The organism is Streptomyces sp. NPDC107500, assembly GCF_055582785.1.
Genome location: NZ_JBVJPF010000002.1, coordinates 290,179 through 304,619 on the forward strand (window position 1 = coordinate 290,179; position 14,441 = coordinate 304,619).

The 14,441-nt window shown below is 72.3% G+C and carries 9 protein-coding genes and 1 tRNA gene; 5 read left to right on the forward strand and 5 right to left on the reverse strand.

Annotated features, from left to right (window positions below; genetic code table 11):
- Positions 1 to 52: 52 nt before the first annotated feature.
- Positions 53 to 2,098 (reverse strand): elongation factor G, encoded by a 2,046-nt coding sequence (fusA, locus tag ACZ67M_RS07395; protein ID WP_392102215.1) that lies wholly within the window; start codon positions 2,096 to 2,098, stop codon positions 53 to 55.
- Positions 2,099 to 2,481: 383 nt separating this feature from the next.
- A tRNA-Leu gene (locus tag ACZ67M_RS07400) sits at positions 2,482 to 2,566 on the reverse strand.
- Between the two features lie 140 nt (positions 2,567 to 2,706).
- Here ACZ67M_RS07400 and ACZ67M_RS07405 point away from each other — a divergent pair.
- Positions 2,707 to 4,038, forward strand: a complete 1,332-nt coding sequence (locus tag ACZ67M_RS07405; RefSeq protein WP_392102214.1) for a DUF2254 domain-containing protein — start codon at positions 2,707 to 2,709, stop codon at positions 4,036 to 4,038.
- 4 nt (positions 4,039 to 4,042) lie between these two features.
- Here the strand turns inward: ACZ67M_RS07405 and ACZ67M_RS07410 are convergent, their stop codons facing one another.
- The 3 genes from ACZ67M_RS07410 to sucC are packed head-to-tail and all read right to left on the reverse strand — an operon-like array spanning position 4,043 to position 7,658.
- Positions 4,043 to 5,602 (reverse strand): aldehyde dehydrogenase family protein, encoded by a 1,560-nt coding sequence (locus tag ACZ67M_RS07410; protein ID WP_469849954.1) that lies wholly within the window; start codon positions 5,600 to 5,602, stop codon positions 4,043 to 4,045.
- The gene (gene sucD, locus ACZ67M_RS07415; RefSeq protein ID WP_469849956.1) at positions 5,599 to 6,501 is read right to left on the reverse strand and encodes a succinate--CoA ligase subunit alpha; all 903 of its coding nucleotides are present in this window, start codon (positions 6,499 to 6,501) and stop codon (positions 5,599 to 5,601) included. Before sucD ends, ACZ67M_RS07410 begins: the two co-directional genes overlap by 4 nt.
- 14 nt (positions 6,502 to 6,515) lie before the next feature.
- The gene (gene sucC / locus ACZ67M_RS07420) at positions 6,516 to 7,658 is read right to left on the reverse strand and encodes an ADP-forming succinate--CoA ligase subunit beta (RefSeq protein ID WP_469849958.1); all 1,143 of its coding nucleotides are present in this window, start codon (positions 7,656 to 7,658) and stop codon (positions 6,516 to 6,518) included.
- Positions 7,659 to 7,801: 143 nt separating this feature from the next.
- On the opposite strand from sucC, the gene ACZ67M_RS07425 reads away from it, so the two are divergent.
- From ACZ67M_RS07425 to ACZ67M_RS07440, 4 genes are all read left to right on the forward strand, one after another.
- Entirely contained in the window at positions 7,802 to 9,484 is a 1,683-nt protein-coding gene (locus ACZ67M_RS07425) for a thiamine pyrophosphate-binding protein (protein ID WP_469849960.1), read from the forward strand.
- A gap of 11 nt (positions 9,485 to 9,495) precedes the next feature.
- Positions 9,496 to 10,728 carry a formyl-CoA transferase gene (gene frc / locus ACZ67M_RS07430; RefSeq protein ID WP_392013428.1) on the forward strand — a complete coding sequence of 411 codons (1,233 nt, stop codon included), beginning with the start codon at positions 9,496 to 9,498 and terminating at the stop codon, positions 10,726 to 10,728.
- Between the two features lie 4 nt (positions 10,729 to 10,732).
- Positions 10,733 to 12,877 carry an acetate--CoA ligase family protein gene (locus tag ACZ67M_RS07435; protein WP_469849962.1) on the forward strand — a complete coding sequence of 715 codons (2,145 nt, stop codon included), beginning with the start codon at positions 10,733 to 10,735 and terminating at the stop codon, positions 12,875 to 12,877.
- A 122-nt stretch (positions 12,878 to 12,999) separates the two neighbouring features.
- Complete coding sequence (locus ACZ67M_RS07440; RefSeq protein WP_392013432.1) at positions 13,000 to 14,379, forward strand: OFA family MFS transporter; 1,380 nt, start codon at positions 13,000 to 13,002, stop codon at positions 14,377 to 14,379.
- The last annotated feature ends 62 nt before the right edge of the window (positions 14,380 to 14,441 follow it).

Below are 14,441 nucleotides of genomic sequence, written 5' to 3' on the forward strand. Positions count from 1 at the left end.
CCGTCCGGGAGAGCCGCCCCCGCCCGGTACGGGCGGGGGCGGCCCGGCGACGCTACCGCGCCGGTGCCGCGGCCGGTGCCGGCGCGTAGCCGGTGGGCCGGGCCGTGAAGGTGCCGCGGCCCTGGGTGCGGCTGCGCAGCCGGGTCGCGTAGCCGAACAGCTCGGCCAGCGGCACGGTGGCCGTGACCACGGTCGTACCGCCCCGCGGCTCGGAGCCGGTGACCCGGCCCCGGCGCGCGGCGAGGTCGCCGAGTACGGCTCCGACGGCGTCCTCGGGCACGGTGACCGCGACCTCCACGACCGGCTCGAGCAGGACCATCTCCGAGGCGCGCAGGGCGTCGCGGAGACCGAACCGGCCGGCGGTGCGGAAGGCCGTGTCCGAGGAGTCCTTCACGTGGGTCCGGCCGTCGGTGAGCGTGACCCTGAGGCCGGTCACCGGGTGCCCGCCGACCGGGCCCTCGGCGAGGGCGTCCCGGCAGCCGGCCTCGACGGCCCGCACGAACTCCTGCGGCACGCCGCCGCCGGTCACCGTCGAACGGAACACGAACCCGCCCTCCTCCCAGGGCTCGACGTCGAGCACGACGTGCGCGAACTGGCCCGCTCCGCCGTCCTGTTTGACGTGCCGGTGGACGAATCCGGTCACCCCCTCGCCGACCGTCTCGCGGTACGCCACGCCGGGACGGCCGACCGCGACCGCCAGGCCGTGCTCGCTCCTGACCCGCTCCACCGCGACCTCCAGGTGGAGTTCGCCCATGCCCGACAGGACGGTCTGCCCGGTCTCCGGGTCGGTCCGCACGGCCAGCGAGGGGTCTTCCTCGGTCAGCCGGGCGAGCGCGGCGGCCAGCTTGTCGGTGTCGGTGGAGCGCCGGGCCTCCACGGCGACGTGCACGACCGGTTCGGCCACGCCCGGAGGTTCCAGGACCAGCGGGTCGCCCGGCGCGCACAGCGTCGAGCCGGCCCGGGCTGCCTTCAGCCCGACCACGGCGACGATGTCCCCGGCGACCGCCCGCTCCAGGGGGTCGTGCCGGTCGGCCCGCACCCGCAGGATGCGGCCGATGCGCTCGGTGCGGCGCGTGCCCGCGTCCCACACGGTGTCTCCCTTCTCGATGGTGCCCGAGTACACCCTCAGGTACGTCAGCCGTCCCGTCGGGGTGGCGCTCACCTTGAACGCCAGCGCGGTCATCGGCGCCGCCGGGTCGGCGGGCCGTTCCTCGTCCGCGCCGTCGTGGGTGCCGCGGACCGGTGGCACGTCCAGCGGTGACGGCAGGTAGGCCACGACGGCGTCGAGCAGCGGTTCGACTCCGCGGTCGCGGTAGGCCGAGCCGCACAGCACGACCACGCCGTCGCCGTCGCGCGTGAGGTCGCGCAGCGCACCGGCGAGGGTGTCCGCGGTGAGCGTCTCCCGGTCGCAGAACTCCTCCAGCGCGGCCGGATGGCGTTCGGCCACCGCCTCCTCCAGCAGCCGCCGCCTGCGTACCGCCTCCTCGCGCAGGGCGTCGGGCACCGGGCCCTCCTCGGCCGTCTCCGCGCCGTCGGACCACACGAGCGCGCGCATGCGCAGCAGGTCGACGACGCCGGTGAAGCCGTCCTCGGAGCCGATGGGCAGCTGCACCACCAGGGGTACGGGGTGCAGTCGCGCCCGGATCGAGGCGACGGCCGTGTCGAGGTCGGCGCCCGCCCGGTCCATCTTGTTGACGAACGCGATCCTCGGCACGCCGTGCCGGTCGGCCTGCCGCCACACGGACTCGCTCTGCGGCTCGACCCCGGCGACCGCGTCGAACACCGCGACGGCGCCGTCCAGGACGCGCAGCGACCGCTCGACCTCGTCGGCGAAGTCGACGTGCCCCGGGGTGTCGATCAGGTTGATCCGGTGACCGTCCCAGGCGCAGCTGACGGCCGCGGCGAAGATGGTGATGCCGCGATCGCGCTCCTGCGGGTCGAAGTCGGTGACGGTCGTGCCGTCGTGCACCTCGCCGCGCTTGTAGGTGGTGCCGGTGGTGTAGAGGATCCGTTCGGTGACGGTGGTCTTGCCGGCGTCGACGTGGGCGAGGATGCCGAGGTTGCGGATGGTGGCGAGGGGGTTGGTACGGGTACGCACGGCCGGTGGCCTTTCGCTGGTCTGCGAGCAGGGCGGCGCGATTCCCGGAACGGGCGGCACGTCGGAATGGGGTCACGGCCCCTCAGGGCAGGCGTGACGGGACGTCAGAGACCGGTCGCGGGCGTCCGGTGCCGGCCGCGCGGCGGACACCGGAGGACCCAAGACACCAGGATCACCTCGTACCGGGACGGGGGAACGACGGCAGCGGTGCGGATACGCACGGCCCTGCTCCCCTCACTCGGTCTCGGTGTCGTGGTGAGTGTAGGGAGATCGTCGGGGTCCGCGCACCGCGTTTTTCCGGCGCGCGGAGCCGGGGAGGGCGGAGAACGCGAAATGCCGGCCGGGATCTCTCCCGACCGGCATCCCACTGCTGCCTGATCTTGTGTCCGAGGGGGGACTTGAACCCCCACGCCCGATAAAGGGCACTAGCACCTCAAGCTAGCGCGTCTGCCATTCCGCCACCCGGACCAGGTGTCTGTCGCGGCGCGGGGGCGTCCCCGCGGCGACATGGACAACCATACCAAGGTTTCGCAGCGCCTTTCACCTGCGTTTCCTTCCCCTGAGCGGCGGTCCGCGGCCGGCGGGGCCGGGGCGCCTAGGGTCGCACCATGAGTGACTGGATGGTTACCCGGAGCCCGCTTCCGCGTCGCCGGGCGCGGGCGCTGTCGCCGCTCAGGGAGCATCTGCGGGACACGTTCTGGTTCGCGCCCACCGCGGCGATGGTGGGCGTCTTCGTGGTGTGGCTGGTGGCCGAGCAGCTCGATGCCGCTCTGGTCCGTTCGCTTCAGGACGACGGGGACTTCGACACGCTCGCCGAGCTGCTGCGGTTCGCGGACGACGCGAAGACGGTGGTGTCGGCGGTCGGCTCGGCGATGATGACGTTCATCGGGGTGGTGTTCAGCATCTCGCTGGTCGCGGTGCAGATGGCGAGCGGGCAGTTCACGCCGCGCGTGGTGCGGCTGTTCGTCCGCAGCCGGATCACCAAGGCGACCTTCGCGGTGTTCCTGGCCACCTTCGTCCTGACGCTGCTGGTCCTGACCAGTTACGACAGCACGCCTGACCCCCGTGTCGCCACGTCCGTGCCGCTGGTGCAGTCGGTGCTCACCCTCCTCATGGTCGCGCTGAGCCTGCTGCTCTTCGTGCTGTACGTGAACGGCACGCTGCGGCTGATGCGGATCGGCCATGTGATCGCCCGGATCGCGGCGGAGTCCTTCCGGGCGGCGGCGCTGATGCCGGCGACCGCGGAGGACGGGGAAACGGACGGGCCGGGCCCGGTCACGGCGTGGGTCGCGCACGAGGGGCGGGCCGGGGTGCTGCGGGACGTCGACATCGCGCGGCTGGTGCGGGTGGCGCGCGGGCACGGGGTGGTGCTGCGGCTGGTCCCGCGAATCGGTGACTTCCTGGTGCCGGGCACGCCCGTGCTGGCGGTGCACGGCGGGGCCGCGCCGCCGCGCCGGGCCCTGCGGTACACGCTGTCGGTGGGGGTGGAGCGCACCTTCCACCAGGATCCGGCGTTCGGGCTGCGCCAGCTGTCCGACATCGGGCTGCGTGCCCTGTCCCCGGCGGTGAACGATCCGACCACGGCCGTGCAGGCCCTGGACCGGGTCGTGCAGATCCTGGCCGCCCTGTCCCGCGTGCCGCTGGACGCCGTGGTGCACCGGGACCGGCGCGGTGCGGCCCGGCTGGTGCGGTCCGTGCCCGGGTGGACGGAGCTGGTGGACCTGGGCTTCGCCGAGGTCCGCGGCTGCGCGGTGGGGGCGCCGCAGGTCTCGCGCCGTCTGCTGGCCGGGCTCGACGACCTGCTGCTGCTCGCGCCGCCGGAACGGCACGAACCCCTGCTGCGCCACCGCGAGCTGCTGCGGCAGGCCGTCGAGCGTGGCACGCCCGCCCCGGCGGACCGGGCCTTCGCGCTGCTGCCGGACCGCCAGGGCATCGGCTGAGCCGCTACGGCATCAGGTGGTGGTCGGGGAAGTTGCCGGGCAGCCGCTCCCCCGCCGGGCCGCGGGTGACGGCCCGCACCAGCAGCTCGCCGCCCACGAAGGCGCCGCGCCAGGACGCCCCGTGGCCGCCGAACAGCTCGTCGCGGTCCCCGCGGGAGCGTGCCACACCGTGGCCGACCTTGAAGGCGCGGATGTGCGGCGCCAGCCTGTCGTACGTCGCCGGGTCGTCCGTCGACAGGGTGGCCACCAGCGCGCCGTTGGAGGCGTTCATCGCGGCGAGCAGCTCGGCCTCGGTGTCGACCAGGACGATGGTGTCGACCGGCCCGAACGGTTCCGCGTGGTGCAGCGGCGAGGACCGGGGCGGGTTGAGGAGGGTGACCGGATGGACGTAGGCGGAGGTGTCCTGGCCGGGGAGGAACCGCGCGTCGGCGGCGCTGCCGCGGTGCAGGGGCACGGCGCCCCGGTCGACGGCCTCGGCGACCTGGTCGTGCAGTTCCTTGGCCTTGGCCGCGCTGATGACCGGCCCGAGATCGAGCGCCGGGAAGGGGTCGTCCGGTGCCTCGACGGCGAGCGGGTGACCGACGCGCAGGGTGCGGACCGCCGGGAGGTACGCGGCGAGGAACGCGTCGAACAGCTGCCGCTGGACGACGAAGCGCGGGTAGGCGGTGCAGCGCTGCTTGCCGTAGTCGAAGAGGCGCGGGACGACGGCGGCCAGGCTGTCCCAGTCGGTGAAGTTCCAGATGCCCCAGGTGTTGAGGCCCTCCTGTTCGAGGATGTGCCGCTTGCCGAGGTCGGCGACGGCGGTGGCGACGGCGGCGCCGGTGTCGCGGCCGCCGACGAAGGAGACGCAGCCGATCTCGGGTGACCGCACCAGCGCCCGGGACAGTTCGCCCCCGCTGCCGCTGACGAGGGTGACGGGAACGCCCTCACGGGCTGCGAGCGCGCAGGCCAGGGTGAGGCACGCGACGCCGCCGTCGGTCGGGGTCTTGGCGATGACCGCGTTGCCCGCGAGGGCCTGGACGAGCAGGGCGTGGACGAGCACGCTCATCGGGTAGTTCCAGCTCGCGATGTTGGACACCGGTCCGTCCAGCGGGGCCCGGCCCTCGGTCATCGCGTCGATGCCGTCGACGTACCAGCGCACTCCGTCGACGGCCCGGTCGACGTCGGCCCGCGCGAGCCGCCAGGGCTTGCCGATCTCCCAGACGAGCAGCAGCGCGAGCAGGTCCCGGTGCTGGGCGAGGGCGTCGAGGGTGGCGGCGACGCGGGCGCGGCGTTCGGGCAGCGGGACGTGGCGCCAGGCGCGGTGCTGGTCGAGGGCGGCGCGTACGGCGCGGTGGGCGGCCGCGCCGTCCAGCCGGGGCGGGCCGGTGACGGGGGTGCCGTCGACCGGGCTGGTGGCGGGCAGGACGCGGCCGTCGGCCCGCCAGCCGGCGTCCCAGAGGTTGAGGACGCGGTCGTCGCGGAACGCCTCGGGGGCGACGGTGCGGCAGCGCTGCCAGGCGTCGGCCCAGGCGGTGCCGGACTTGAGGGTGAGGCCGTGGGCTCCCTCGGCGGCGGCCGTCATGCGCGGGCTCCGTCGCGTGCGGCGCCGCCGAGTACGGAGAGGACGTGCCGTGCCGTCTCGGTCGGGGTACTGCCGACCAGGACGCCGGCCGCCTCCAGTGCCGCCTGCTTCGCCCGGGCCGTGCCCGAGGAGCCGGACACGATCGCGCCGGCGTGGCCCATGGTCCGGCCCTCGGGTGCGGTGAAGCCCGCGATGTAGCCGATGACGGGCTTGGTGACGTGGTCGCGGATGTAGTCCGCGGCGCGTTCCTCGGCGTCGCCGCCGATCTCGCCGATGAGGACGACGAGTTCGGTGTCGGGGTCGTCCTGGAAGGCGGCGAGGCAGTCGATGTGGCTGGTGCCGACGACGGGGTCGCCGCCGATGCCGACGCAGGTGGAGAAGCCGATCTCGCGCAGTTCGTACATGAGCTGGTAGGTGAGTGTGCCGGACTTGGAGACCAGGCCGACGGGTCCCGGCTTGGTGATGTCGGGCGGGATGATGCCCGCGTTGGACTGGCCGGGGCTGATCAGGCCGGGGCAGTTGGGGCCGACGACCCGGGTGCCGCGCGTCCTGGCGTGGGCGGTGAACGCGACGGAGTCGTGGACGGGGATGCCCTCGGTGATGACGACGGCGAGCCCGATGCCGGCGTCGGCGGCCTCGGTCACGGCGGCCTTGGCGAAGGCGGGCGGCACGAAGACGACGGTGGCGTCCGCGCCGGTGTGTTCGATGCCCTCGCGCACCGATCCGAAGACGGGGACGGCGCGTTCGTCGAAGTCGACGGTGCGGCCGGCCTTGCGCGGGTTGACGCCGCCGACCACGTCGGTGCCGGCGGCCAGCATCCGGCGGGTGTGCTTCATGCCTTCGGCGCCGGTCATGCCCTGGACGAGGACCTTGCTCTCCTTGGTGAGGTAGATCGCCATGTCGATCTGTCTCCTTATCCGGCGGTGGACGCGGCGGTGGCGTGCCGGGCGGCACGGCGGGCGGCGCCGTCCATGGTGGTGGCCTGTTCGACCAGGGGATGGGCGCGTGCGTCGAGCAGGGCACGGCCCCGGGCGGCGTTGTTGCCGTCGAGGCGGACGACGAGCGGCTTGGTCGGCCGGACCTCGTCCAGGGCGCGGACGATGCCGTCGGCGACGGCGTCGCAGGCGGTGATGCCGCCGAAGACGTTGACGAGGACGGACTTCACGGCGGGGTCGGAGAGGACGACGGACAGCCCGTCGGCCATGACCCGGGCGGAGGCGCCGCCGCCGATGTCGAGGAAGTTGGCGGGCCGGGCGCCGCAGCCCGCGACCACGTCGAGCGTCGACATGACCAGTCCGGCGCCGTTGCCGATGACGCCGACCTCGCCGTCGAGCCTGACGTAGTTGAGGCCCTTGGCGGCGGCCCGTGTCTCCAGCGGGTCGGCGGCCGGGTCCGGTCCGCTTCCCCAACGGGTCTGCCGGAAGCGGGCGTTGTCGTCGAGGGTGACCTTGCCGTCCAGCGCCACCATCCGCCCCTCGACGGTCCTGACCAGCGGGTTGACCTCGACCAGCAGGGCGTCCTCGCGGACCAGTACCTGCCAGAGCCGGACGAGCACGTCGACGCTCTGCGGTGGCAGGCCGGCGGCGTCCGCGATGCGTACCGCCGTCGCCGTGGTGACGCCCGCCGCCGGGTCGACGGGGACGCGCGCGACGGCCTCGGGCCGCTCGGCGGCGATCTCCTCGATCTCCGTGCCGCCCTCGGCGGACGCGATGGCGAGGAACCGGCCGGCCGCGCGGTCGAGGACGTAGGAGACGTAGAACTCCCTCTCCATGTCGACGGGTTCGGCGAGCATGACCTCGCCGACGGTGTGGCCCTTGATGTCCATGCCGAGGATGTCCCGGGCGGCCTGCTCGGCCGCGGCCGGGTCGGCGGCGAGCCGTACGCCGCCCGCCTTGCCGCGTCCGCCGGTCTTCACCTGCGCCTTGACGACGGCGCGGCCGCCGAGCGCGCGGGCGATCTCGCGGGCCCGTGCGGGCGAGTCGGTGACCTCGGCCCTCGGCACCACGATGCCGTGTTCTGCGAAGAGTTCCCTTGCCTGGTGTTCGTACAGGTCCATTCCGGCTCCTGACTGAAAGTGCCGCACGCCCCCTGGACACCACCCACCGGATGCGGGATAACAAGCTTCATACAGTATTCGTCGACTGTATGCAATCTACCGCGAGAGCGCCCCAACCCCCCGTGAAGGGACAGGACTTCGCCATGCCCGACGACACCCAGGACCTCATCTCCGGCGGTCACCTCGTCGCCAAGGCACTCAAGGCCGAGGGGGTCGACCGCATCTACACCCTGTGCGGCGGCCACATCATCGACATCTACGACGGCTGCGTCGACGAGGGCATCGAGGTGGTCGACGTACGCCACGAGCAGGTCGCCGCGCACGCCGCCGACGGCTACGCCCGCATCACCGGAAAGCCCGGCTGCGCGGTGGTCACCGCGGGACCGGGGACCACCGACGCCGTCACCGGTGTCGCCAACGCCTTCCGCGCCGAGTCGCCGATGCTGCTGATCGGCGGTCAGGGGGCGCACACCCAGCACAAGATGGGGTCCCTCCAGGACCTGCCGCACGTCGACATGATGACGCCGATCACCAAGTTCGCGGCGACCGTGCCGGACACGGCACGGGCCGCCGACATGGTGTCGATGGCGTTCCGCGAGTGCTACCACGGCGCGCCGGGCCCCTCCTTCCTGGAGATCCCGCGCGACGTGCTGGACGCCAAGGTGGCGGCGGACAGGGCGCGGGTCCCGAAGGCCGGGGCGTACCGCGCCTCGACGCGTTCGGCGGGCGACCCGGAGGCGGTGGAGCGCCTCGCCGACCTGCTGGTGCACGCGGAGAAGCCCGCCATCCTGCTCGGCAGCCAGGTGTGGACGACCCGGGCGACCGAGGCCGCCGTCGACCTGGTCCGCACGCTGAACGTCCCGGCGTACATGAACGGCGCCGGCCGCGGCACCCTGCCGCCCGGGGACCCGCACCACTTCCAGCTCTCGCGCCGGTACGCCTTCTCCAACGCCGACGTCATCATCATCGTCGGCACGCCCTTCGACTTCCGCATGGGCTACGGCAAGCGGCTGTCGCCGGACGCGACCGTCGTCCAGATCGACCTCGACTACCGCACCGTCGGCAAGAACCGCGACATCGACCTCGGGATCGTGGGCGACGCCGGGCTGGTGCTCCGGTCGGTGGCCGAGGCCGCGTCGGGGCGGCTCAACGGGGGCGCGGCCAAGCGCAAGGAGTGGCTCGACGAGCTGCGCGCGGCGGAGCGGACCGCGCTGGACAAGAGGCTGCCGCAGCTCAGGTCGGACGCCTCCCCCATCCACCCCTACCGGCTGGTCAGCGAGATCAACGACTTCCTCACCGAGGACTCGGTGTACATCGGCGACGGCGGCGACATCGTCACCTTCTCCGGGCAGGTCGTGCAGCCCAAGTCGCCGGGCCACTGGATGGACCCCGGGCCGCTCGGCACGCTCGGCGTCGGGGTGCCCTTCGTGCTCGCCGCCAAGCAGGCGCGGCCCGACAAGGAGGTGGTCGCCCTCTTCGGCGACGGCGCCTTCTCGCTCACCGGCTGGGACTTCGAGACCCTGGTCCGCTACGACCTGCCCTTCGTCGGCATCGTCGGCAACAACTCCTCGATGAACCAGATCCGCTACGGCCAGGCCGCCAAGTACGGCAAGGAGCGCGAGCGGGTCGGCAACACCCTCGGCGACGTGCCCTACGACGAGTTCGCCCGGATGCTGGGCGGCCACGGCGAGGAGGTCCGCGACCCCGCCGAGATCGGCCCGGCCCTCAGGCGCGCCCGGGAGTCCGGCAAGCCGTCCCTGGTCAACGTCTGGGTGGACCCGGACGCGTACGCCCCCGGAACCATGAACCAGACGATGTACAAGTGAGGTGAAGGCCCATGACAGCCAAGGCTCTTGAGGGCATCCGCGTCCTGGACATGACGCATGTGCAGTCCGGGCCCTCGGCGACCCAGCTGCTCGCCTGGCTCGGCGCGGACGTCGTCAAGCTGGAGGCGCCGAGCGGCGACATCACGCGCAAGCAGCTGCGCGACCTGCCGGACGTCGACTCCCTGTACTTCACGATGCTCAACTGCAACAAGCGGAGCATCACCCTCAACACCAAGACCGAACGCGGCAAGGACATCCTCACCGAGCTGATCCGGCGCTCGGACGTCATGGTCGAGAACTTCGGGCCGGGCGCGGTGGACCGGATGGGGTTCACCTGGGACCGCATCAAGGAGATCAACCCACGGATCGTCTACGCCTCCATCAAGGGGTTCGGCGACGGCCCCTACACCGCCTTCAAGGCGTACGAGGTGGTCGCGCAGGCCATGGGCGGATCGATGTCCACCACCGGTTTCGAGGACGGGCCGCCGCTGGCGACGGGCGCCCAGATCGGGGACTCGGGCACGGGTGTGCACGCCGTGGCGGGCATCCTCGCCGCGCTGTACCAGCGGGAGCACACCGGGCGCGGGCAGCGGGTGAACGTGGCCATGCAGCACGCGGTGCTCAACCTCTGCCGGGTGAAGCTGCGCGACCAGCAGCGCCTGGCCCATGGTCCCCTCGCCGAATATCCCAACGAGGACTTCGGCGACGAGGTTCCCCGGTCCGGCAACGCGTCCGGCGGCGGACAGCCGGGCTGGGCGGTCAAGTGCGCGCCGGGCGGCCCGAACGACTACGTGTACGTCATCGTCCAGCCGGTCGGCTGGCAGCCGCTCAGCGAGCTGATCGGCCGGCCCGAGCTGGCCGGCGACCCCGAGTGGGCCACGCCGCAGGCACGGCTGCCGAAGCTGGGCAAGATGTTCCAGCTGATCGAGGAGTGGTCGTCCACGCTGCCCAAGTGGGAGGTGCTGGAGCGGCTGAACGCCCACAACATCCCGTGCGGGCCGATCCTGTCCACCAGGGAGATCATCGAGGACGCCTCGCTGGCCGCCAACGAGATGGTCGTCACCGTGCCGCACCCCGAGCGGGGCGAGTTCGTGACCGTCGGGAGTCCGCTCAAGCTCTCCGACTCGCCGGTGCGGGTGACCAGTTCGCCCCTGCTCGGCGAGCACAACGAAGAGGTGTACGTCGGCGAGCTGGGTCTCGGCGACGAGGAACTGCGCCTGCTCAAGTCGAACGGGGTGGTCTGACGTGATGGCCGAGGACCGGGTGGCGCGGGTGCGGGCACTGCTGGACTCCGTGCGGGCCGAGGGGCGCACCGCGCTCACCGCACCCGAGGGGAAGGTGCTGGCGGACGCCTACGGGATCGCCGTACCGGGCGAGGAGCTGGCCCGGGACGTCGAGGAGGCGGTGGCCTCGGCGGCGCGCTTCGGCGGGCCGGTCGTGATGAAGATCGTCTCGCCCGACATCCTGCACAAGACCGACGCCGGCGGTGTGGTCGTCGGGGTCGAGGGTGCGGCGGACGTGCGGGCCGCGTTCCGCCGGATCGTCGACAACGCGCGAGCGTACGACGCGTCGGCGCGCATCGAGGGCGTGCAGGTCCAGGAACTGCTGCCACAGGGGCAGGAGGTCATCGTCGGCGCGGTGACCGATCCGACGTTCGGGAAGGTGGTGGCGTTCGGGCTGGGCGGCGTGCTGGTCGAGGTCCTCAAGGACGTCACCTTCCGGCTGGCACCGGTGGACGCCGACGAGGCGCTGTCCATGCTGGACTCGATCCGGGCGGCCGAGGTGCTGCGCGGGGTGCGCGGGCGGGCCGGCGTCGACCGGTGGGCGGTGGCCGAGCAGATCCGCCGGGTCTCCGAACTCGTCGCCGACTTCCCGGACATCGCCGAGGTGGACCTCAACCCGGTGATCGCCACGCCCGAGGGCGCGGTCGCGGCCGACATCCGGGTCATCCTGGCCACCGACACGCCGAAGGAGCGCCGCCGGTACACGCGCGAGGAGATCCTCACCTCGATGCGGCGCCTGATGCAGCCCTCCTCCGTGGCCGTCATCGGCGCGTCGGCCGAGTCCGGCAAGATCGGCAACTCGGTGATGCGCAACCTCGTCGACGGCGGCTTCGCGGGCGAGATCCACCCGGTGAACCCGAAGGCCGATGACATCTTGGGCCGCAAGGCGTACAAGAGTGTCACCGACGTTCCCGGTGAGGTGGATGTGGCGGTCTTCGCGATCCCCGCGCGGTTCGTGGCGGCCGCCCTGGAAGAGGTGGGCCGCAAGCGGATCCCCAACGCCGTACTCATCCCCTCCGGCTTCGCGGAGACCGGCGAGCAGGCGCTCCAGGACGAGATCGTGGCGGTCGCCGAGCGGTACGGCGTACGGCTGCTCGGGCCGAACATCTACGGCTACTACTCGACCTGGCAGGACCTGTGCGCCACGTTCTGCACGCCGTACGACGTCAAGGGCGGGGTCGCGCTGACCTCGCAGTCGGGCGGGATCGGGATGGCGATCCTGGGCTTCGCGCGGACCACGAAGACCGGCGTGTCGGCGATCGTCGGTCTGGGCAACAAGTCGGACCTGGACGAGGACGACCTGCTGACCTGGTTCGGTGAGGACCCGCGCACCGAGTGCATCGCGATGCACCTGGAGGACCTCAAGGACGGCCGCGCGTTCGTCGAGGCCGCGCGGGCGACGGTGCCGAGAAAGCCGGTGGTCGTGCTCAAGGCGGGGCGGACGGCGGCGGGCGCGAAGGCCGCCGGGTCGCACACCGGGGCGCTGGCCGGGGACGACGCCGTGTACGACGACGTCCTCCGGCAGGCGGGCGTCATCCGGGCGCCCGGGCTGAACGAGATGCTGGAGTACGCGCGCGCGTTGCCGGTGCTGCCCGCGCCGGCGGGCGACAACGTGGTGATCATCACCGGCGCCGGGGGCAGCGGCGTGCTGCTCTCGGACGCGGTGACGGACAACGGCCTGTCGCTGATGGAGATACCTCCGGACCTCGACGAGGCGTTCCGCGCGTTCATCCCGCCGTTCGGCGCGGCGGGCAACCCGGTGGACATCACCGGGGGCGAGCCGCCGTCGACGTACGAGGCGACGATCCGGCTGGGTCTGGAGGATCCGCGCATCCACGCGCTGGTCCTCGGCTACTGGCACACCATCGTCACTCCCCCCATGGTGTTCGCCGAGCTGACCGCGCGGGTGGTGGGCGAGTTCCGCGCGCGGGGCATCGATAAGCCCGTGGTGGCCTCCCTGGCCGGCGACGTCGAGGTGGAGGAGGCGTGCCAGTACCTCTTCGAGCACGGCGTCGTGGCCTACCCGTACACGACGGAGAAGCCGGTCGCCGTCCTCGGGGCGAAGTACCGCTGGGCGCGGGCGGCGGGACTGCTGGGGGGCGGTACATGACGTAAGCCGGCGGTGGGCCGGCCGACGGGTGCGCGTCGGCCGGCCCCGGAACCCGCGCGCGCACGAAAGGCACGGGACAGGGGGCGCTGGCCAGTTCTTTCGACGCAAGGGGTGCGAACGACATGACAACCACAGACGTCACACGGGTCGCCGTCCACCGGGAGGTGACCGACCGGAACGGACGCGTCTACCGGGTGGGCGAGTCCGACATCGACATCATGGGGCGCAAGCGCAAGTGGATGGTGATCCTGCCCTGGATCGGCATGATGGGCATCTCCTCCGCCGAGTACGCGTTCGCGTCCGCGGAGGACACGCTCCACGAGGCTCACAACTGGTCCAGCGGCAGCATCTACTGGATGATGACCGTCTGGATCTTCTGCCAGGCCGCGGTCGCGTTTCCGGCCGGGCGCCTGCGGGAGAACGGCAAGCTGCCGGCCCGCTGGGCGATGATGCTGGGCTCGGGCGGCACGCTGCTGGGCTATCTGTCGCTGGCGTTCGCGCCGCACGTCGTGCTCGCCTTCATCGGCTTCGGCGTCTTCAGCGGCATGGGCGCGGGCATGGTCTACGCGACCTGCGTCAACATGGTCGGCAAGTGGTACCCGGAGCGCAGGGGCGGCAAGACCGGCTTCGTCAACGGCGGTTTCGCCTACGGCTCGGTGCCGTTCGTCTTCATCTTCCACGGCTACATGGACGGCTCCAACTTCCGCTGGGTGCTGGTCTCGGCGGGTGTCTTCCTGGCCGCGATGGTGGCCCTGGCCGGCTTCTACTTCCGGGACCCGCCGAAGAACTGGTGGCCGGCGTCGATCGACCCGCTGAACCCGCCGGACGACCCGCGGGCCCGGCGCTCGCTGGAGAAGAACCCCCCGGCCACCAAGCAGTTCTCCCCGCTGGAGGCCTGGCGGACCGGCCGGGTGGCGCTGATGTGGTTCTGTCTCGCCTGCACCTCGGGCGTGAACATCTTCGGCATCGCCTTCCAGGTCGACATCGGCGAGGAGGCCGGCTTCGCGGCCGGGATCGTGGCCACGGCGATGTCGCTCAAGGCGATCGTCAACGGCACCGGGCGCGGGGTCATCGGCTGGCTCTCCGACCTCTACGGCCGCAAGCAGTGCCTGCTGTACGTGTGCGCCATCCTGGGCCTCGCCCAGTTCGGCATCATCTGGGCCGCCGAGATCCAGAACCTGCCGCTGTTCCTGTTCTTCTCCGCCGTGTCCGGATTCGGCGGCGGCGCCATCTTCCCGATGTTCGCGGCGCTGACGGCGGACTACTTCGGCGAGAACAACAACGCCACCAACTACGGGATGGTCTACAGCTCCAAGCTCGTCTCGGGACTGGGCGCCGGCATGGGTGCCGTGGTCGTGGGCGCCTGGGGCTACAACGGGGCGTTCATGCTGGCGGGCTGCATCTCCATCTTCGCGGGATTCGTGGCGCTGTTCCTGCAACCGCCGGGACGGCCGAGTGACAAGCGCGTCGCGCCCAACCCACGGCCGCTCGGCGAGGAGTGACCGCACCACGCGGCTTCGCACGGCTTCACACGGTACGTACGGACGGGCGGCCCTCCCCGCGG